Annotated in this window: 21 protein-coding genes; 12 read left to right on the forward strand and 9 right to left on the reverse strand. The window is 44.1% G+C overall.

All coding sequences use genetic code 11. The features are described from left to right. Positions 1-19: 19 nt before the first annotated feature. Positions 20-1138 carry a radical SAM protein gene (locus ACYQZ0_RS03465; protein WP_459775194.1) on the reverse strand — a complete coding sequence of 373 codons (1119 nt, stop codon included), beginning with the start codon at positions 1136-1138 and terminating at the stop codon, positions 20-22. A 150-nt stretch (positions 1139-1288) separates the two neighbouring features. Between ACYQZ0_RS03465 and secA the strand changes: the two genes are divergently transcribed. Genes secA through rsmH form a run of 5 tightly spaced genes read left to right on the forward strand, consistent with a single transcriptional unit; the run spans position 1289 to position 8286 of the window. Next, a complete protein-coding gene (secA, locus tag ACYQZ0_RS03470) occupies positions 1289-4243 on the forward strand; it encodes a preprotein translocase subunit SecA (protein ID WP_459775196.1) in 2955 nt (984 codons plus the stop codon). A gap of 15 nt (positions 4244-4258) precedes the next feature. Beyond that, positions 4259-5584: a TldD/PmbA family protein gene (locus ACYQZ0_RS03475; protein WP_459775198.1), complete on the forward strand. Its 1326-nt coding sequence runs from the start codon at positions 4259-4261 to the stop codon at positions 5582-5584. Beyond that, complete coding sequence (locus tag ACYQZ0_RS03480; protein ID WP_459775199.1) at positions 5584-6192, forward strand: hypothetical protein; 609 nt, start codon at positions 5584-5586, stop codon at positions 6190-6192. Before ACYQZ0_RS03475 ends, ACYQZ0_RS03480 begins: the two co-directional genes overlap by 1 nt. A gap of 13 nt (positions 6193-6205) precedes the next feature. After that, positions 6206-7411: a hypothetical protein gene (locus tag ACYQZ0_RS03485; RefSeq protein ID WP_459775200.1), complete on the forward strand. Its 1206-nt coding sequence runs from the start codon at positions 6206-6208 to the stop codon at positions 7409-7411. Continuing rightward, positions 7411-8286 carry a 16S rRNA (cytosine(1402)-N(4))-methyltransferase RsmH gene (rsmH, locus tag ACYQZ0_RS03490; protein ID WP_459775226.1) on the forward strand — a complete coding sequence of 292 codons (876 nt, stop codon included), beginning with the start codon at positions 7411-7413 and terminating at the stop codon, positions 8284-8286. The genes ACYQZ0_RS03485 and rsmH overlap by 1 nt, the downstream gene beginning before the upstream one ends. Here rsmH and ACYQZ0_RS03495 read toward each other — a convergent pair. Both ACYQZ0_RS03495 and ACYQZ0_RS03500 read right to left on the reverse strand, forming a co-directional pair. Continuing rightward, on the reverse strand, positions 8263-8907 hold the full coding sequence (locus ACYQZ0_RS03495) for an HAD-IA family hydrolase (protein WP_459775202.1): 645 nt from the start codon (positions 8905-8907) through the stop codon (positions 8263-8265). The genes rsmH and ACYQZ0_RS03495 overlap by 24 nt on opposite strands. Then, positions 8898-9377 (reverse strand): thioredoxin family protein, encoded by a 480-nt coding sequence (locus ACYQZ0_RS03500; RefSeq protein WP_459775204.1) that lies wholly within the window; start codon positions 9375-9377, stop codon positions 8898-8900. Before ACYQZ0_RS03500 ends, ACYQZ0_RS03495 begins: the two co-directional genes overlap by 10 nt. 23 nt (positions 9378-9400) lie before the next feature. Between ACYQZ0_RS03500 and ACYQZ0_RS03505 the strand changes: the two genes are divergently transcribed. The 3 genes from ACYQZ0_RS03505 to ligA are packed head-to-tail and all read left to right on the forward strand — an operon-like array spanning position 9401 to position 11988. Then, positions 9401-9607 (forward strand): hypothetical protein, encoded by a 207-nt coding sequence (locus ACYQZ0_RS03505; RefSeq protein WP_459775206.1) that lies wholly within the window; start codon positions 9401-9403, stop codon positions 9605-9607. Continuing rightward, the gene (locus ACYQZ0_RS03510; RefSeq protein ID WP_459775208.1) at positions 9604-9825 is read left to right on the forward strand and encodes a DUF167 domain-containing protein; all 222 of its coding nucleotides are present in this window, start codon (positions 9604-9606) and stop codon (positions 9823-9825) included. The genes ACYQZ0_RS03505 and ACYQZ0_RS03510 overlap by 4 nt, the downstream gene beginning before the upstream one ends. A 3-nt stretch (positions 9826-9828) precedes the next feature. Next, complete coding sequence (gene ligA / locus ACYQZ0_RS03515) at positions 9829-11988, forward strand: NAD-dependent DNA ligase LigA (protein ID WP_459775209.1); 2160 nt, start codon at positions 9829-9831, stop codon at positions 11986-11988. Here the strand turns inward: ligA and ACYQZ0_RS03520 are convergent. Beyond that, positions 11980-12396 (reverse strand): low molecular weight phosphatase family protein, encoded by a 417-nt coding sequence (locus ACYQZ0_RS03520; RefSeq protein WP_459775210.1) that lies wholly within the window; start codon positions 12394-12396, stop codon positions 11980-11982. The two genes, ligA and ACYQZ0_RS03520, sit on opposite strands and share 9 nt — an antisense overlap. 24 nt (positions 12397-12420) lie before the next feature. Between ACYQZ0_RS03520 and ACYQZ0_RS03525 the strand changes: the two genes are divergently transcribed. Beyond that, positions 12421-12606, forward strand: a complete 186-nt coding sequence (locus tag ACYQZ0_RS03525) for a Trm112 family protein (protein ID WP_459775212.1) — start codon at positions 12421-12423, stop codon at positions 12604-12606. Here the strand turns inward: ACYQZ0_RS03525 and ACYQZ0_RS03530 are convergent. From ACYQZ0_RS03530 to ACYQZ0_RS03540, 3 genes are all read right to left on the reverse strand, one after another. Continuing rightward, positions 12572-13246 (reverse strand): HAD family hydrolase, encoded by a 675-nt coding sequence (locus tag ACYQZ0_RS03530; protein ID WP_459775214.1) that lies wholly within the window; start codon positions 13244-13246, stop codon positions 12572-12574. The genes ACYQZ0_RS03525 and ACYQZ0_RS03530 overlap by 35 nt on opposite strands. Continuing rightward, positions 13243-14154: a LysR substrate-binding domain-containing protein gene (locus ACYQZ0_RS03535; RefSeq protein WP_459775216.1), complete on the reverse strand. Its 912-nt coding sequence runs from the start codon at positions 14152-14154 to the stop codon at positions 13243-13245. The genes ACYQZ0_RS03530 and ACYQZ0_RS03535 overlap by 4 nt, the downstream gene beginning before the upstream one ends. Positions 14155-14230: 76 nt before the next feature. Further along, on the reverse strand, positions 14231-14611 hold the full coding sequence (locus ACYQZ0_RS03540) for a DsrE family protein (protein ID WP_459775217.1): 381 nt from the start codon (positions 14609-14611) through the stop codon (positions 14231-14233). A gap of 109 nt (positions 14612-14720) precedes the next feature. Here ACYQZ0_RS03540 and hemL point away from each other — a divergent pair, with 109 nt between their 5' ends. From hemL to lnt, 3 genes are read left to right on the forward strand one after another with little or no spacing between them, the layout of a single operon-like run. Then, complete coding sequence (gene hemL, locus ACYQZ0_RS03545) at positions 14721-15995, forward strand: glutamate-1-semialdehyde 2,1-aminomutase (RefSeq protein WP_459775218.1); 1275 nt, start codon at positions 14721-14723, stop codon at positions 15993-15995. Further along, the gene (locus tag ACYQZ0_RS03550) at positions 15995-16927 is read left to right on the forward strand and encodes a flippase-like domain-containing protein (protein WP_459775219.1); all 933 of its coding nucleotides are present in this window, start codon (positions 15995-15997) and stop codon (positions 16925-16927) included. Before hemL ends, ACYQZ0_RS03550 begins: the two co-directional genes overlap by 1 nt. Continuing rightward, positions 16894-18216, forward strand: coding sequence for an apolipoprotein N-acyltransferase (gene lnt / locus ACYQZ0_RS03555; RefSeq protein ID WP_459775220.1), 1323 nt, complete (start codon positions 16894-16896; stop codon positions 18214-18216). The genes ACYQZ0_RS03550 and lnt overlap by 34 nt, the downstream gene beginning before the upstream one ends. On the opposite strand, the gene ACYQZ0_RS03560 is transcribed toward lnt, so the two are convergent. Both ACYQZ0_RS03560 and ACYQZ0_RS03565 read right to left on the reverse strand, forming a co-directional pair. After that, positions 18199-18795: a DUF8089 domain-containing protein gene (locus ACYQZ0_RS03560; RefSeq protein ID WP_459775221.1), complete on the reverse strand. Its 597-nt coding sequence runs from the start codon at positions 18793-18795 to the stop codon at positions 18199-18201. The genes lnt and ACYQZ0_RS03560 overlap by 18 nt on opposite strands. Beyond that, the gene (locus ACYQZ0_RS03565; RefSeq protein ID WP_459775222.1) at positions 18779-20113 is read right to left on the reverse strand and encodes a UDP-N-acetylmuramoyl-tripeptide--D-alanyl-D-alanine ligase; all 1335 of its coding nucleotides are present in this window, start codon (positions 20111-20113) and stop codon (positions 18779-18781) included. The genes ACYQZ0_RS03560 and ACYQZ0_RS03565 overlap by 17 nt, the downstream gene beginning before the upstream one ends. Between the last annotated feature and the right edge of the window lie 23 nt (positions 20114-20136).

Consider the following 20136-nt stretch of genomic DNA (forward strand, 5'->3'; position numbering starts at 1 on the left):
ATTATAACTTACTTACAAATTAGTGGGCATACCTGAAGGAACTGGGGTTTAGTATGTCGGGATAGTGGGTTTCCATATCGTAATCAAATATCTGTTTTCTTATCCTCTTGAGGTCGTTCTTGTTAGGCTTGAAGGGATAGCTCTTTATGTCCGTGACTGAGCAATCCCCAAAGGGTCTGTTACAGGCAACTTCGGTTGTCTTACCCCTGCATCCCGCAGTCATGAAGGGTCTTCCGCTCCAGAATATCTCTTCAAACACCTCCTTAGAAACTCCCCAGTCTATTATCTGTCCCTTTTCGTTAAACTTCATATCTTCATAACGGGCAAGTCCGTTGTCTATAAGGTATCTTGCCATCTGAACCCTTCTGTACTGGGGTGCGGGACAGGGCTTTTCCTTTTCCATGAGTGAACCTTCTTCAGGCCAGAAGGAGAAGAGGTGCGTTCTTCCCCCGAGGTCTCTTACCCTCTGGATTGTTCTCACCATTTCCTCTTCCGTTTCCCCGAGTCCGACTATGAGGTGAGCCCCAACGTATCCGTCCCCCATTATGTCCGCACACCACTCAAGAACCTTCCAGTAGGTTTCCCATCTGTGGGGGCTGTTCATGGGTCTTCCCCTTAGCTTCTCAAAGAGTTCGGGCGTTGCAGCGTCAATGGCAACCGTTAGCGTGTCCGCTCCGAGACGCTTGTAATCCTCAAGGTCCTCGTATGTGTGTCCCGTTGCGTTCAGGAGAACGGATATAAAGAGCTGTTCTCCGAGCTCCCTGTGAACCTTCTCAAGTATATACTTGGTGTCCCTTATAGCCCTCGGGTGGGTTATCTGGGATATACAGAGCCTTTCGGCATGCCCCACCTTCTTCGTTCTCTCTATTATCTCGTCAAGCTTTACAGTAGGCCACTCAACCCTTATGAAATTCTTCTTGGAGTATTCTATGTCGCGGGCTTTCTGGAGTCCGCAGTATGCACAGGTTGCGTGACACCCCGAAGGGTATGTGAGGAGCGTGTTTATACAGCTAAGCTTCGTATCCCTGTAAAACTCACCGGGAATAAGACCGAGGGTCATTGCAGCAGCCCAGCTTATCTGCATATACTCGGGGCTTTCCTTTTGCTCCGTTAATTTCTCAAGAACAAGCTTGTTCATACCTTCCCTCCTTGAGAGTAAAGCTCCATTAATACATTCTAAAACTCTTATCCCTTTATAGGAATAAGCACTTTTTATAACGTATAAAGCCCCGGTTATATAATTATCTCCTCCCCTTAAGTTTATAAGAATAAATTATATTAAATTAAGATGCTTGGATGGATTGCTAAAAAGATTTTCGGAACGAAGAACGAAAGGGAAGTAAAGAGACTCAGGAAGTTCGTGGAAAAAGTGAACGAGCTTGAGAAGGAGCTTGATTCGTTAACGAATAAGGAGATAGTTCTTGAAGCCCAGGAGCTTCACGACAAAATAAGACTTGACGAGGAACTGAAACAAAAAGTTATAGAAGGTGAGATAACAGATGAGGTTATAAAGGGATTTGCCCTTGTAAGGGAAGCGGCAAAGAGAACGCTGGGTCTCAGACACTTTGACGTTCAGTTAATTGGGGGCTTTGTTCTCCACGAGGGGAAGATAGCGGAGATGAAAACGGGGGAAGGGAAAACCCTCGTTGCCACCTCTCCCGCAGCGGTAAACGGAATGACCGATGAGGGGGTTCACGTCGTCACGGTAAACGACTACCTCGCAAGAAGAGACGCCCAGTGGATGGGACCCATATACAAGTTCCTCGGTCTTGATGTTGGCGTAATAAACTCCGACGGAAAGACCTACCTCGTTGAGTGGGCTGACCCCGAAAAGGTGAAGGAAGCCATAGAAAAGGACCTGAGGGTATGGCCCAAGGGCTTCTTTGAGGAGATACTTCCCTCCGAGAAGGTGAATATAGACGCAAAGAAGGCTTACCTCACCGTTCTTAAGGAAGTTGACCACAGGAGAAAGGCCTACGAGGCCCACATAACCTACGGAACCAACAACGAGTTCGGTTTTGACTACCTTAGGGATAACCTCGCATTCTCAAAAGAAGAAATTGTTCAGGTAAAGGGGCATAACTACGCCATAGTTGACGAGGTTGACTCCATACTCATAGACGAAGCGAGAACACCCCTCATAATCTCAGGCCCCTCCCAGATAGATACGGAGATTTACTACGTGGCGGACAAGGTTGTTAGACAGCTTAAAAAGGACGAGGACTTTACCGTTGACGAGAAGAACAGAACCGTTAACCTGACGGAGAAGGGAATAAGGAAAGTTGAGGAGATGCTGAATATAGACAACCTTTACGACCTGAAGCACATAGACCTCCTCCACGCCATACTCCAGTCCATAAGGGCACACCACCTATTTAAGAAAGATGTCCACTACATAGTGAGGGACGGAGAGGTTTTAATAGTTGACGAGTTCACGGGAAGGGTTCTTCCGGGAAGAAGATGGTCCGACGGCCTCCACCAAGCCATAGAGGTAAAGGAAGGGGTTGAGGTAAAGGAGGAAAACCAGACGCTTGCCTCAATAACCTTCCAGAATTACTTCAAGCTATACAGAAAACTTGCGGGAATGACGGGAACCGCGGAAACGGAAGCCCTTGAGTTTAAAGAAATTTACGGGCTTGACGTCGTTGTCATACCTACTCACAAGCCCATGATAAGGAGGGATCTCCCCGACCTCGTTTACAAGACGAAAGAGGAGAAGTGGGAAAGGGTTGTTGAGGAGGTGTTCCTGAACCACGTATTCGGAAGACCCGTTCTTGTGGGAACAGTCTCAATAGAGGACAACGAAAGGCTATCCTCACTCCTCAGGAACAAGAAACTCTTAAAGGAAATAGCAAACAGGAAGAGCTTCCAGAAAAGGCTTGAGGAGACCGCAAAGAGGTTAAACATTCCTTTTGAAGAGGTAGAAAAGAGGGTTAAGGAAATACTCAAGAAGGGTATTCCCCATAACGTTCTTAACGCAAAGCATCACGAGAGGGAAGCGGAAATCATAGCCCAGGCGGGAAGAGTGGGAGCGGTAACAATAGCAACGAACATGGCGGGAAGGGGAACGGATATACTCCTCGGAGGAAACCCCGAATACCTGGCAAAAGAGATGCTAAAAGAAAAGGGACTCAATCCTGAAGAGGCAACCGAGGAGGAGTTCAAGAAAGCCCTTGAAGAGGCCTACAAGATAACCGAAAAGGAAAAGGAAGAAGTGAAGAAGCTTGGAGGGCTCCTCGTAATAGGAACAGAAAGGCACGAATCAAGGAGGATAGACAACCAATTAAGGGGTAGAGCGGGAAGGCAGGGAGACCCAGGAGAGAGCAGGTTCATACTCTCCCTTGAGGACGACCTTCTCAGACTCTTCGGAGGGGATAGGGTTAGCAAACTCATGGACATGATGAAGATAGAAAGGGGAGAACCCATAGAGAGCAGAATGGTATCAAAAGCCCTTGAGAATGCCCAAAAGAGAGTTGAAGCCCAGAACTTCCAGATAAGGAAAAGACTCTACGAGTTTGACAGCGTAATGAACACCCAGAGGGACGTTGTATATACCCTGAGGAGAAGCATTCTTGAAGGGGAAAACCTCAAAGAGAAGATAAAAGAGTTTCTGAGGGAAATACTTGAGAGAAGGGTTCACGAATTTCTCCCCGAAGAGGACCCCGAGCTTTGGGATACGGAACCCTTAAAGAACTTCCTGAAGGAGCTAACGGGAAGGGAGGTTAATATTCCCGAGGTAAGGGATAAGGAAGAGCTGATAAATAAGCTCTACAAGGAACTTCTCAAGATTTACGAGGAGAAGGAAAAGGAGATAGGAAGCCAGGAAGCTATGAGGGAGCTTGAGAGGGTTATCCTCCTTAACATACTTGATAACGCATGGAGGGAACATCTTCACACCCTTGATAAACTAAGGGAAGGTATATACCTCAGGGGATACGCGGGTAAGGACCCGATAATTGAGTATAAAAGGGAGGCTTACGAGCTCTTTGAGGATATGATGGACAGAGTAAAGCTCCAGACCCTCAACACACTCTTTAACGTTCAGATAACTTCTGCTGAAGAAGTTCAGGAGGTTGAGAGGGAAGAGGAAAAGAAACACGAGGAGCTACTCAAAGAGGCGACCTTCAGCGGAGCTCAGCACAAAAGCGATAAGAGACCGAGACCCAAAACTCTAAAGGAGAGACTCCAGGAAGAGAGATTACGTAAAAGGAAGGCAAAAATGAGGAAGAAAGGGGAAGCCTAAGCTAAAATTCTATTTATGGAAAACTTAGAAAACCTCGTAAAGAAGTATATAAAACCCGGTTACGAGTTTGAGCTTTTCTTTGAGAGAAAAAAGAAAACAAAGATAGAGGTCTCAAACGAGGAAGTTGAGAATATATCCTCAGCGGAGGAGGGGGGACTCGGGATAAGGGTTCTTAAGGATAATAGACTCGGCTTTGCATACACCTCTTACATAGGCGAAGATGAAATAAGGGACGCGGTTGAGAAAGCCATGGAGATGTGCGACATACAGGAGCCCGATGAGGGAAATGCTTTTGTAGAAAAACTTGAGGAGGCAAAAGCGGAATCCGTTTACGACGAAGAGGGAATAAAAACTCCCCTTGAGGAGAAGATGGAGATTCCCGTCTTCATGGAGAAGTACGCAAAGGAGCTTGATAAGAGAATAGTCGGTGTCAGGAAATCAACCCTCACAGAGGTTGAGTTTGAGGTATATATGAAAAACTCCTACGGCGTTGAGTACTCCTACAGGGGAACCTCTTATTCCGCAATGATATCAACACTCGCGACCGAAAACGGAGACAGCGCTATAGCATGGGAGTTCAGAGCATCAAGAAGGCTTAAAAGCCTTGATTGGAGGGATATGGTAAAGGATGCGGTTTTCAAGACCGTAAACCTCCTCAAGCCCTCGCCCTTTGAGACGAGAAGCATGCCCGTTGTATTTTTCAGGGACTCCTTTGCGATGCTACTTGATGCCTTCAGCCCAATGTTTTTAGGGGATTACTACGTAAAGGGGAAAACACTTCTGAAAGGAAAAGTCGGAGAAAAGGTTGCGAACGAAAGGATAACGATTATAGACGACGGGACCCTCAAAGAAGGCTTTGCAACCATTCCCTACGATGCGGAGGGCATTCCTACCTTAAGGAAAGAGGTTATAGAAAAAGGAGTTTTTAAAGGATTTCTTCACAGCCTATACACAGCAAAAAAATCGGGGGAAAATCCCACCGGAAACTCTGTTAGGGGAAGCTACAAGGAACTCCCCTCATCGGGAACGACAAACTTTTACCTCCAGCAGGGAGACAAAAGCCTTGAGGAGCTCCTATCCTCCTACGACGAGGTTTTCTTAATCCTTGAGGTTATGGGACTCCACACCGTTGACCCTATATCCGGGGACTTCTCCCTCGGGTGTTCGGGTGTTCTCTTTAAGAAGGGAAAAAAAGAAAAAAGCGTAAGGGGAATTACGGTGGCGGGGAATATACTTGAGCTCTTTAAAAATGTTGAGGGTGTGGGTGAAGACCTAAGGTTTTACGGGAGCGTGGGCTCACCCTCTGTCCTCGTGAGGGAGCTTACGCTGGGAGGAGGCTAATGAAAAAAATTATTCTTCTTTTGATTTGGCTCTTACTCGTTTTCTTCACAATGGCTTCCTTCTACGTATCCTATTCCGCATTTGTTACGGAAAGAAATAAAAAAATCGGGGAAGATATAGCGGCCTTGCTTATATCAATACCCCAGCAAAATATCGTTTACCTCCCCTATCCCGAGCTACTTGCGGTGAAGATAAATAAAGAGGGAAAAATAATAAGAACCGCGAACACGTTAAAACCTCTTGATTTAGCAAAATACGACATATCGGTAAGAAGAGTTGAAGGGGATAGTGTGGAAGTTTACGTTAGAAAGCCTTCCCTTGATGAGTTCATAATTTTCCTTGTTTCAAAGCCCGTTTTTGGAGGCCTCCTTGCTTTTATATTCGTTATTTACGTGAGCTTTTTCTATTTAACCGTTTCTGAGCTCAGGGAGGTTAAGATAATTAAAAAAGTTGAAGAAAGAAAAGACAAACTCAACAGAGAAGAAATACTCAAAAAACTGAAGGCCGTAAAACTCCTTTTCCACACCGAAAAGATTCTTAAGGAGGAAAGCGTTGAAAAGGCAAAGAAAATAGTTGATGAACTCATAAACGAGATAGAAAATAAATAAGGAGGGAATTTAAATGAAAATTCTGATAGTCTCTTTTGATAAGAATCTAGTAGACAGTTTAAAGGCGCAACTTGAGGGATACGAGGTTTATACGGCAAAAAACGCGGAGGAAGCGATAGCCCTCTCCCCTCCGGATATAGACGTTATCGTCTTTGATGCTATATCGGGAGCAATATCTGAAGAGGAGATAAACCACCTTTACGAGAAGAAGTTCCAAAACCAGAAATACGTGATACTTTACGACGAGCTCTTTCCCGTTGACGTTAACAATATAAAACCACCTAAAAAAATTCTTATCTCAAGGGAAGCACCCCCCGAAGAAATAATTAACAAGATGTTTGAAGAAACATCCGAGAAAATTGAAACAGCCGAGAAGGAACAAAAGGAAGAAGCGGTTCCTGTAGAAGAAAAAACGGAATCTGTCCAGAAGATAGAAGAAGGGGAAAAGCCCCTCGTTCTAATAGTAAGTTTTGATAAGAGACTTACGGATAATCTGGAAAAAGTTTTAAAAGATAACTACAGAACGGAAGTTGTAAAAAATATGAAGGCTGTAAAGGAGAAGGGGATTTATGCAGACCTTATAGTGTTTGATGCAATATCGGGTTCCATCGCGGAAAAAAATCTTATGGAACTGGCTGAAATTCCGGGAATAAGGGAAAAGCCGTTTTTAATACTCCTTGATGAACTCTTTCCGATAGACGTTGAGAAGATAAATCTTCCACACAAGTCCGTTTTAAACAGGGATGTCCCCGCAGAACTCGTAAAAGAAGAGGTTGATAAACTCTACAGGGAAACAAGAAAGGAAAGGGAAAAGGAGGAAGCAAAGCCCGAGGAAGAAGAGGGCCTTATAGAAACAACCCATATGTTATCCTTTGAAGAAACCGAAGGAGAAGAAAAAGAGGAGAAAGAGGAAATTAAGGAAGAGGTTCAAGCTCCTCCGCAGGCTTTCCAACCTGAAAAGGAAATTGTGCAGAAGCTCTCAGAAAAGCTTTCCGATGAGAAATTTGTAAAAATCGTCCTCGTTGAGGCTATATCTGAAACCCTCCAGGGCTTGAGAGAGGAAATTAAAGCGGAGGTAAGGGAGTATATAAAGGATGCCCTTGAGTCCGTTCTGAGGGAAGAGGTTGAGAAGGTTCTCCTTGACATAGGTGTTGTTGACATAATAAGGGAGGAGACGAGAAAGATACTTGAGAAGAAGATTTCGGAACTTCTCGAGTGATGCACAGACCCGTTCTTCTAAAGGAAAGCGTTGATATACTTACGGGAAATGAAGGCAAGATTTACCTTGACTGCACATTGGGACTCGGAGGGCATGCAAGGGAGATACTGAAAAGGAAAAAGGATATATACCTCATAGGTATAGACAGGGACGAGGAGGCTATAGAGATAGCGAAGGAAAATCTTAAAGAGTTTTCCGACAGAATATCGTTATATAAAGCGGATTTCCGTTATTTTGACGAAGTTCTGAGGGCTGAAGGAGTTGAAAGGGTTGACGGAATCCTATTTGACCTCGGCGTTTCCATGTATCAACTGAAAAGTGAGAGGGGGTTTTCCTTCCAGATAGACGCACCCCTTGATATGAGAATGGATAAGGAACAGACATTAACCGCTTACAAGGTTGTGAACACATACCCGGAAAGGGAGCTCATAAGAATACTTAAAGAATACGGGGAGGAGAAGTTTGCGGTAAGAATAGCAAAGGCGATAGTAAACAGGAGGGAGAAAAAGCCCATAGAAACGACGGGAGAACTTGTTGAGGTAATCATGTCTACGGTTCCCGAATTCTACAAGCACGGGAGGATACACCCCGCAACGAAAACCTTCCAGGCAATAAGAATAGAGGTAAACAGGGAGCTCGAATCCCTTGAAGAAGCCCTTTACAAGACTCCAGAACACCTGAATCCCCGAGGAAGACTCGTTGTCATAAGCTTTCACTCCCTTGAGGACAGGATAGTGAAGAGATTTATGAAGGAAAAGGAAAAAGAAGGGGTTTTCAGAATACTCACAAAAAAGCCCATCACTCCCTCAGAAGAAGAAATCAGGGAAAATCCCGCCTCAAGGAGTGCAAAGCTAAGGGCAGCGGAGAGAGTCTAAAATTTTTAACAAATCCTCGGGTTTTTTCAATACGAAATCTGGCTTTTCCGAGTTCAGTCTTACGTATCCCCATTCCGCAAGGGCGGTTATCGTCCCCGCTCCTTTCCCAGATAAAATATCAGCCTCCGTATCCCCGACTATTATAGCCTTCTGGGGCTCAATTCCAAGGTGTTCAAGGGTTTTTATTACGGGAAGAGGTGAGGGCTTTTTCTCAGGAAAAGTATCCCCTCCCGCTATAAACTCAAAGTAGTTTATAATGCCGAGTCTCCTCAGAATTTCCCTTGAAAGCTCCTCAAGCTTATTTGAAACAACCGCAAGCTTTACCTTGTCCTCCTTTAGCTTTTCAAGAACTTCCGGAACGCCTTCGTAAACTCTCGTATAAACAACAGGGTTCTCAAGGTAATACTTCCTGAAAAGCTCAACGTATTCCTCCCTGAACTTATCCCCCAGAACTCTCTCAAGAAGCGCCTTAACTCCTCCCCCTATGTAGGGCCTTATATCCTTCGGGTAATACTCCTCAAGTCCTATCTCCTTCAAGGTTTTCTTAAGGGCAAGGGCTATATCTTCCGCGGAGTCTATAAGAGTTCCATCAAGGTCAAATAAAACCGCATTTACGCACATTTCTTCATATAATCCTTAAGCTCCTCTTTCTTGAAAACCTCTTTCTTTACGTAGTTTATAACGCATGAAAGCTCCTTGGGGGGCAGGTATCCCGGTATCTGGAGGATGAGGTTTCCGTCTTTATCGTAAAAGATTAAGTTCGGGAAAGAGGTTGCCCTCAACTCCCTCGCAAGCTCCTTTTCGGGAACTTCCTTTATCTTACCGCCTATATTCGTTTTCACGGGGGTATAGTTCTCATAGGTGAGCATAAAGAGGTCCATTCCCTTCAGGGATTCTTTCAAGATACTTTCCGTTTTGAGGTCCTTCTTTAACTGAGCGCAGTATATACAGCTCTTGCTCTCAACTATGAGAAGGGCATACTTGTTCTTTGGAATAATGGATTTTGCCTCAACCTTCTCCTTTGGCTCTTCTCCCTTACAGGAAAACAGCGTAAAAACCATTAAGAGTAAAATAAAAGCCTTCAGTTTCATAAAGAATAAATATAATCTATACTATGGAAAAAGTTGGAGCTCTGGTCGTTGACCTTGAGGGAAATACCCACGAGATTACCGAGAAGCTGAATGAAGTTCTTGAAGGCATTTACGAAGAGGGGAACGAGATAGTTGACGTTAAAGTAACCTACGCAAAGGAACACGGCATAGACGGCTTTGTCATCGTTTACACGATAATATACAAGGGAAGGGAAGTTCCCGAGGAATGATAATTAAGGTGAAGGTTAAACCGAAGTCAAAAAAGGAAGAGGTTAAAAAGCTATCCGAGGAAGAGTATGAGGTAAAGGTAAAAGAACCTCCAGAGAAGGGGAGGGCAAACGAGAGGGTTCTTGAACTCCTTTCACGATTTATCGGAGTTCCAAAGAGAAGCCTGAAGATAGTGAGGGGTGAGGGCTCAAGACTAAAGTTTATTGAAGTAGATTTATAAATTATGTTCACCCCCGAAAGGGAAAGGGAGCTTATAGAAAAGACGAGGGAGCTTTTAGAGCGAATAAAGAGCCTTAAAGATTTAAGCCTTGAGGAAGCAAAAAGGCTTGCGGAAGAACTGAAAGAAGTTATCAGGTTTCACGACTACAAGTATTACGTTCAGGCAAGTCCCGTAATAAGCGATTACGACTATGACAGATTATTCAGGGCTCTGAAGGAGATAGAGCGGAAGTTTCCCCAGCTTATAACTCCCGACTCCCCCACCCAGAGGGTTGCGAGCGAGATAACGGGAGAGTTCCCAACGGTAAAGCACTACGCACCCATGCTCTCCCTTGATAATGCCTACACCGAGGAGGAGCTCAAAGAGTGGGACAGAAGGGTAAGGGAGCTTACCGGTTTTGAGGTTGTTGAGTATACGGTTGAACCGAAGCTTGACGGTGCGGGCATAGCTCTCGTTTATAAGGACGATATTTTCGTAAGGGGAGCGACGAGGGGAGACGGGGAATACGGAGAAGACATTACCAACAACCTGAAGACGATAAAAACAATACCTTTAAAGGCGGAATTTTCAAGGTTCGGGATAAAGCTGGCGGAGATTAGGGGAGAGGTAGTTATAAATAAGGAGGAGTTTAAAAAGCTCAATCAGGAAAGGATAGAGGAGGGACTTCCCCCCTTTGCAAATCCCAGAAACGCTGCAGCCGGCTCAATAAGGCAGAAGGACCCGAAAGAAGTTGCAAAGAGAAGGCTCGAGGCGGTAGTTTATCAGCTCTCATACGTAGAGCCTCCAGAGAGGGACCCTAAAACCCACTACGAATCTCTTAAAATGCTTGATACACTCGGTTTTAAAACCCTTTTTAAGGATACGAAGCTGTGCAGGGGAATAGATGAGGTAATAGAGTATTGCAAGGAGTGGGAAGAGAAAAGAGATACCTATCCCTACGAGATAGACGGGATGGTCGTTAAGGTAAACGACAGAAGGCTTTACGAGAAACTTGGATACACCTCACACCACCCGAGGTGGGCTATAGCCTACAAGTTCAAACCGAGAAGGGCGGTAACACAGCTCGTTGATGTTGTTTTCCAGGTTGGAAGGACGGGAGCGATTACACCCGTTGGGAAGCTTGAACCCGTTCAGGTTGGAGGCGTTACGGTATCTTCCGTTTCCCTCTTTAACGAAGACTTTATAAGGGAGAAGGATATAAGAATCGGGGACTACGTTCTCGTTGAGAGGGCGGGAGACGTAATACCTTACATAGCGGACGTTTTAAAGGAAAAGAGAAGCGGGGAAGAAAGGGAGATAGTATTTCCCGAAAGGTGTCCCTCCTGCGGTTCTGAGCTCGTGAAGCTTCCCGACGAAGTGGCAAGGAGGTGCATAAACATAGGTTGCCCCGCCCAGTCCGTTTTGAGGGTAAAGCACTGGGCAAGCAGGGAAGCTATGGACATAAGAGGTCTCGGTGATGCGACGGTAAAGCTCCTCTTCAACAGGGGACTCGTGAGGGACGTCGGGGACCTTTACTATCTGAAGCTCCTTGACCTCCTCAGGCTTCCGGGATTCGGTGAAAGGTCCGCCTTAAACCTTCTCAGGGCTATAGAGGAGAGCAAGAACAGACCCATAGATAGAGTTCTTTACGGACTCGGAATAAGGTATGTTGGCTCAACCACCGCAAAGAAGATATCCGAGATAATAAACAGCATCTGGGAGCTTAAAGACATACCCATAGAGAGGATTATGAGACTTGAGGGTGTGGGATACAAGGTTGCGAAAAGTATAAAGGAGTTCTTCTCCGTTCCCGAAAACCTTAAGGTTCTTGAGAAGCTTGAAAAAGCTGGTGTAAACCTTGAGAAGAAAAAAACCGAGAAGATAGCTGACGTTTTAAAGGGGAAGACCTTTGTCTTTACGGGAACCCTTGAGTGCTGTTCAAGGGAGAAGGCTGGGGAGATAGTTGAGTCCTTGGGAGGGAAGTTCTCAAACAGCGTAACCTCAAGAACGGATTACCTCGTTGTGGGGAAAGAGCCGGGAAGGACGAAGCTTGAAAAGGCAAAGAAATACGGGGTAAAGACGATTACCGAGGAAGAGTTTATAAACATGATTAAGGATTATGTTGACATTGAAAAGTTAAAAGAAGAGAAGAAGAAAGAGGTTAAGATGGGAAGGCTATTTTGAGCTTTTTGCCTCAAGCTTGAAGAGCTCCCTCAGTTCCTGTTCTATCTTATCCCTTAACCTTCTCAGCTCCGGAATGCTCAGGCTCTTTGGCTCCTCTATTGCGAGGTTCTCCCTCCTTTTGTGGGAGGGGACGAACTCACACTTTTCCTTTATCTCGTTGTCAAGAATTACAAGAACGTCAAGCTGTTTATAGGGAATCTTCCTGAGGGGTTTGGGATAAAGTCCCCTCGTTAGGTATCCCTTCTCCCTCAATACCTCTATCACCTCCCTGGGTGTGCTCCTCTCGGGTTCAAGACCTGCGGAGTAAATCTCAGCCTTTATACCCGCATCTTGCAGGAGTTTTCTCGCTATTGCTTCCGCCATTAAAGCCCTTACCGCTCCCTTCCTGCTTACGAATCCGATTTTCATAGGATTTTTTATATCATTAATCTTATGCTGGAAAAAGAGCTCCTTGATATACTCGCTTGTCCCAAGTGCAAGGGAGACCTTAGATACGAACAAGAGAAGGATATACTCGTATGTGAAAACTGCCAGGTTTATTACGAGATAAGGGAGGGCATTCCCGTCCTGCTTATTGAGGAGACTAAGCCCTTACCCGATTCAGAAGGTAATCCTTGAGCTCTTCGGGGTCCTCCGTTGAGAAATCCGCGGGAAGCTCTTCCTTAAACACCTTCTTGAAGTGAACAAACAAAACGGGCTTTCCGTATATCTTCCTGTAGCTTTTCACCATCTCCATATCCGCGTTGTTATCCCCGATGTATATACCTTCCTCAGCTCCGAGACTCTCCATACATAAATGTAAAGGATAGGGATGGGGCTTTCTCAGGTTTATATCGCCCACATCGTCGTCGTCAACTACCGCGTCAAAAAACTCCCATAGTTTAAAGCGGTCAAAGAGGTATTTTAGGTCTCTCTTCGGTCTTCCCGTTACTACGCCCAAGGGAAGCCCGAAACTTTTAAGCTCCTTGAAGAACTCCCTTCCGAGTATAAGTTCCTCCTTATCCTTAAACCCGTCGTAAAATCTCTCAAAAATCTCAACGAGCTCGCTATAAGGAGGGGGTTCAAAACCGAGGTATTTTATGAGCTCAACGCTCACGTCCCAGTCGTTGTTTATCCCCCTTGAGAACTTAAACTCCCTTATAAACTCAATATCCAGGTCCCTTCCCGTGAAGTGTTTAACCGTTTCCTTTATAGCGTAATGGTAAGACTTTCTCACATCAACGATTACTCCGTCAACGTCAAATATAACCGCCTTCATACCGCCGTCTTCACCTCGTTCGTTTTTTCAAGGAGGTACTTTATAAAGTTATTTGCAAGAAATGAGACGCTTCCGTTCTTCGGATAAATTATGTGAAACTTCCTCTTTATCTCAAATCCCTTAATCTTGACCTCAACGAGGTTTCCCGCTTTCAGCTCCCCATTCAGAAGCCCCTTAGAGAGGAAGGAACAACCGTATCCCGACTTAACTATCTGGATTATGTTCCTGCTACTCGTTGACTCTATCTTTATGTTAAGCTTGTCAAAAACTATCCCGAGCTCCTCAAGCTTGTCCCTCACGAGCTTTCTCGTTCCCGAGTGAGCCTCCCTCATAACGAGGTCAATCTCGTAAAGCTCCTCGGGTTCTATGACTCCCTTTGAAGCAACGGGATGTTCCGGATATGTGAAGAATATTATCTCGTCCTCAAGAAAGGGAATGTCTATAAACTTTTCGGAAGGCTCCCTCTCTATTATCCCTATATTCAGGACGCCCGAGATGAGGCCTTCCTCAACGTCGTGGGAGTTCCCCGTGAAAACCTTTATCTTTGAGCTCGGAAACTCCTTGTGAAAATCCGCTATAACCTTGGGAACGATGTATTCGCTCGGCGTTGCACTAAGCCCGAGGAAGAGTGTGTCCTTCAAATCCTTCTTTATCCTCGCTATCTCCTCCATTAACCCCTCGTAGCTGTTCAGGAGCATCTTCGCTATCTCGTAAATCCTCTTCCCCTCTTCAGTGAGAACCATTCTCCCGCCTTGTCTCTGGAGGAGCTTTGCCCCGACAGTCCTCTCCAGGGCTTTTATCTGTTGGGTCACCGCCGGCTGAGTTATGTATAAAATCTCCGATGCTTTTGAAAAGCTTCCGAGCTCCGCAACCGTAACGAAAGTCTTGAGCTTGGATATATCAATCATACGTATATAATTTTAACCTGCAAATAAGAAATGGTTATGATTGTTATAAAAAGGTGTTTTAAAAGGGGAAAGGGAGTTACCAGGTGAGAACCCTTCCCGCCTGTCCCAATGAGGGAAGTGCCTGGCTGGGTGTAAGGAGGGGAACGTCAAATCCGAGGTCTTCCTTTTTCATACCGTTGAGCTCAAGGGACTGGAGACAACCTACGAACTGAACGCCGTTGTCAAGGGCAAGCTCCATAAAGTCTTTGATGGTATTTCCTCCCTCCATGGGGCGTATGCTTTCTGCAACACCCTTCTTTAGAAGGAGCGTAGCGGGACCCGTGAAATACATAACTACGTTCATATCCGCGGAAGCGGCGGTTGAAGCCAGAAAGAAAGCGGAAGGAAGTCTCTTAGGATTTTCGGGACCAGTAATCAAGATTATCACGAGGTCCGCAGCTTGCTGTTGTTCACTCATCACACTCACCTCCTTATAAGGATTTTAGTATATCCTTATCAACCAAAGTCTAAACTCTTCTTTATGTTTGAATAAAAATTCTTTATTCCCAAGGATTAAAATAAACCTTATGAAAAACGAAAAGCTTTACAGAGAGGCTATGCAACTTCTCCCCGGAGGTGTTAACAGTCCCGTAAGGGCTTTTAAAGCGGTAGGAGGAGAGCCTATAATCCTGGTTAAGGGAAAAAAGGCAAGGGTATGGGACGCGGACGGGAATGAGTATATAGATTTTCTCGCTTCGTGGGGTGCCCTAATCTTGGGGCATGCATATCCTAAGGTTGTGAAAGCTGTTCAGGAGGAGGCCCAGAAGGGGCTATCCTTCGGGCTTACAAATCCCCACGAGATAACACTCGCAAGGCTCGTGGTTGAGATGGTTCCGTCGGTTGAGAAGGTGAGGTTCGTAAACTCGGGAACGGAAGCAACCATGTCCGCGGTCAGGCTCGCAAGGGGTATAACGGGAAGGAAATACATCGTTAAGTTTGATGGGTGCTATCACGGTCATTACGACAGCCTTCTCGTGAGCGCAGGCTCGGGTGTTGCGACCTTCGGCATACCCGGAACTCCCGGAATACCCGAGGAAATAGCTAAATTAACGATAGTTCTACCTTACAACGACGTTGAAGCCCTCAGGGAAGCCTTTGATAAATACGGAGAGGAGATAGCGGGCGTTATAGTTGAGCCCGTGGCAGGCAATATGGGAGTCGTTCTGCCAAAGAAAGAGTTCCTTGAGGAGCTGAGAAGGCTAACGAGGGAAAAGGGAAGTCTCCTGATATTTGACGAGGTAATTACGGGATTCAGGCTTTCAAAGGGAGGAGCCCAGGAGCTATTCGGTGTTGAGCCGGATATAACGTGTCTCGGTAAAATACTGGGGGGAGGTCTTCCCGTAGGTGCATACGGAGGAAGAAGGGAGCTTATGGATAGAGTTGCTCCGGAGGGAGAGGTTTACCAAGCTGGAACCCTTTCGGGAAATCCCCTCGCAATGGTTTCTGGCTCGGAAACCTTAAAGGAACTCAGGGATAAAGAGCCTTACGAAGAACTCGGCGAAAGAACCGAAAGGCTCGCAAAAGAGGTAAGCAGGATACTTCTTGATAAAGGCATTCCCCACAGGATAAATAAGGCGGGCTCAATGATGACCGTATTCTTTACCGACCAAGACGTTTACGACTTTGAAACCGCAAAACGCTCGGATACCGAGATGTTTGCAAAGTTCTTTAAAGCACTCCTTAAAAACGGAGTTCTTATACCGCCTTCCCAGTTTGAAGCCTGGTTCCTCACAACCGCTCACGAAGATGACGTAATAGACGAAGCCCTTGAGAGAATAGATAAGGCGGTAAAGGGTCTTTAATGCACAGGAAGATATTAAAAGGCCTACTTCTTTTTAACGTAATTCTTTTCTTCTCCCTTTTTTTCATAATTAATAAAACCTTTACACCCGAAACCTTTAAAGCTCTGAGGAGTTTAAACAAGTTTTACCTTTTCCTCAGCTTCTTCTTTCTCTTTCTGGTACATACCTTTGATAACCTGAGGCTCTTCATAATAGCCCGCTCTCTGGGGGTTAAGTACTCCTTTTTATACGGATACGTTATATCACTCATAAACACTTTCGGTGCGACGGTAACGCCGGCACACGTAGGCGGTGAGGGAACGGCGGTTTATATGTTATTGAGAAAAGGGGTAAGTGCCCACAAAGTTGCAACCATAGTCACCTTAAAAACCTTAACGGGTCTTGTGTTTTTCGTAATAGCCTTTCCCTATCTTCTTTTGACGATTCCCATATCAAATACCCTTTTAATGCTCTTCATCTTTACACTTTTCTTAATACTTTCATACGCTCTTTTTAAATTTTTCTTAAAAAGGGAAAATGGGTTCTTTAAAAAATGCAAAATCTTTTTGAGGAATTACCTCGGGCACCTTAGGTATTTTTACAGGAGGAAGAAACTCAGCTTTATACTTGCGAGTTTCTCCGCGGTAATGCTTTACGTGTGTTTTCTTCTCATAGGATACTTTTTACTTCTGGCTTTTAACAAAGATACAGAACCCTTTGAAGTTCTTAAGAAACAAATAGGGCTTCTTTACGCCATTTTTGTGAGCCCTACACCCGGTGGTAGCGGTGTTGGGGAAATCGGAGGTATGGTTGTTTTCTCAGGTTTTCTAAATAAACATGAGTTGGGTATATTCGTAATTCTGTGGAGATTTGTAAGCCAGTATATAAGTGCATTTATAGGAGGTATCATATTTTTCCTATGCATAATAGCGGATATAAAGAGGTATTCATAGGCATTGTTGCCGGTATTCTCTTTTACCTTTCCTTTTCAAAATATAATTTATTCTTTCTTATATTTCCCGCTTTATTTCTAGGAGTCAGAAAAAATCCTATTAGGTTTTTCTCCTTCGGACTTACCTCCTTTTTCCTTTCGTTGATATGGATAAGGATTTCTCTGATAGATTACGGAGGAATTAATCCTCTTATAGGTTATACCGCAGTTATCCTACTGGTTCTTTTCCTTACTCTTTACCAGTTCGGCACAACCTATATCCTTTGGAAAATCTTCAGATTTAATTACTTTTCCTTTCCCTTTATATACACGTTCGTTGAGCTTATTCGTTCCTTCTTCCCATACGGAGGATTTCCTTGGCTTATTTTAGGCATAAATCTCGTTGATATTCCCGTTCTCAGATTTTCGCTTACCGCGGGGACGGTTTATTTTGGTAGCCTCGTAGCTCTCTTTATATCCCTCTTTCCCCTTTTATCAGGACGTATGAAAACTATTATTCTCGGCCTTCTCACTCCCCTTTTAATTTTCGGCATAGCGAAGGAGCGTGAACCGCTTAAATTTAGGGAAAAATTTAAGGTAGCCCTCGTTCAGACCGCTATCCCCGAAGATGTGAAACTTAACAAAGCTCTCTTCTGGGAGAGATATCCGAGAATACTGAAACTTGTTGAAGAAGCCATACAAAAAAACCCGAACCTTGTAATCCTTCCCGAGTCCGCGGTTCCCTTCTACCTTTCTGAGCTTGAATTCAACGATGAGCTTTTAAAGTTTTCCCGAAAAGTTCCGATAATTACGGGAATAATAGAGGTGAATTACGGAGATAAGTTTGAGGCTTACAACAGCGTGGTTTTCCTGAAAGACGGTAAAGTTGTAGATATATACAGGAAAATTATCTTAGTTCCCTTTGGGGAATACACCCCTTACCCTTTCAAGTTTTTCTCAGAGTTTGTTCCTTATCTTGGCCTTCAAGATTACTCAAGGGGAAAAAAGGTAAAGTGTTTTAACCTGAACGGATTAAATATAGGAACACCCATATGTTTTGAGATAGCCTACGCCTTCTTTATAAAAAGCTTCGGCTGTGATATACTCGCTGTTCTTACCAACAACGCCTGGTTTAGAGATTCTGACGGAAATTACCAGCATATGAAGTGGGCAAGGGCAAGGGCTTTGGAGAACGAAAAGTTTATTCTATGGGTGAACAACATCGGTCCCTCCGCGGTTATAAACCCGAAGGGTGAAGTAGTAAAGGAATTACCTTACGGTAAAGAAGGCATTTTACTTTATACTTTTTAGTATTTCTTTCACCCTTTCATATATATAGAACCTCACCTTTACCGTATCCTCGTCCTTCAGAAAGAGCTCGTATCCGCAGAGTATATCTCCGTTTTTTGTTTCCCTTATATTCACAAGTTGGGCTTGTCCCTTTATTAAATCCTCGTAAGTCGGTAAAGATATATCAACGTTCAGAAATCCTCCTTTTATAACATCATTTATTTCCTCAATTGAACATATCACCGAAAAACCCACTTCCGATATATCGTTAACAATCTTTTCTTTGCCGTCTATTATTACCTTTACCGGATTCTCCGAACTTGGTGTCACCCTGACGCTTTTTCTATCGCCCAGAGGCTTTTCTGGATTCAGCGTAGGAAAATCAAGAATAATGTAATCTTCCGTCTTCCCGAGTATTCTCGTGTGAAGGATAAAGGTGGAATATTTTAAGTAAGCTTTTTCACCTTCAACTCCGAATTTTTTCAAAAGAGGTGTGCCAACGACTTTTATTTTTTCATTTTCTGTAAGACCGAGAATATCGGTTACCGTATAAAGAACTATATCGTTTTTAAAGAGGAATATCTCACCCCGAGAACTCATTATCTACCTCCCTTAAAAACTCAACAATTTCCTCAAATCTCATCCCTCTGGATGCTTTAATGAGAATTACACCCCCCTTTAAAACCTCCTTCTTCTCTCTTAACACTTTCTTCAACTCCTCCTTTGAATTTGTGTAAAACTTCAATCCCCTATAAACATTATAAGCTTCCTTAACTTCTTCTCCCGAGAAAAACACAACATCTATTTTACAAGCGTTTAACAGCTCTCCAACCTTTCTATGGAGTTCCCTGCTGTATTTCCCTAACTCAAGCATATCCCCCAGAATTACAACCTTCTTCTTATTTCCCATAAGACAGAGGCTTCTAACAGCGTTTTCTACAGAGGGAGGATTTGCATTATAAACGTCGTTGATAATTGTAAAGTTTTTGAGCCTTTCAACTTCCATTCTTCCCCATTCAGGTTTAAACTGCCTAACAGCTTCTTTAAAATTTCTCAGCTCATATTCCAAAATTTTCAAGACTTTTAAGGATACAAGCAGATTATTAACAAGCCCCAAACTCGGAACAGGTATAAAAAATTCTTCCCCTTCTACACGAACGTTTACACCTTCCTCCGTAATTTCATATCTTTCAATATCCTTTTTATCAAAGGTATAACGCCATTCCTTTGGAATAAAGCTGTAATATTCTATCGTATCTTCCGGAATTATAGCTTTAAAAGGTTCCGAAAAAAAGCAAAATAGCTCTCCATTTCCGAAGATTACACCTTCCATACTTCCGAAACCTTCAAGATGCTCTTCCCCAATCTTTGTTATAACCCTTATATGTGGTCGCGTTATACTGACAAGTTCCCTTATCTCTCCCCTCTTACTCGCTCCGTGCTCAAGAACCCAGAAATCACAATCAATAGGTGCATTTGCAACGCTCAAGGGAAGTCCTATTTGAGAGTTAAGATTTCCCGGGGATTTATATACCTTTCCGACAAAGGAGAGAAGATGTGCTAATAACTCTTTTGTTGTCGTTTTCCCCGCCGAACCCGCTATACCAACAACCGTTCCCTTAAAGTTTTTCCTTTTATACTTTGCAATCTTTTTGAGGGCTTCAAGGGATGAGTTTACAATTATAAGAAACTTACCATGAGGAACTTCAACGAATTTTTCCGCTACGGCACCAACAGCACCCTTCTCAAATGCATCTTTTATAAATTTGTTTCCATCAAAACAGGAACCTTTCAGGGCTATAAAAACCTCTCCCCTTTTTATCTTTCTTGAATCTATTGAAAAGGAATTTACACTAACTGAAGGATTTCCTATAAGTCTTCCGTCGGTTATTCTGGCCAATAACTTTGAGGTAAACACGGAAATATTTTATTACGGAACAA

The sequence above is a fragment of the Aquifex pyrophilus genome (genome assembly GCF_054656935.1).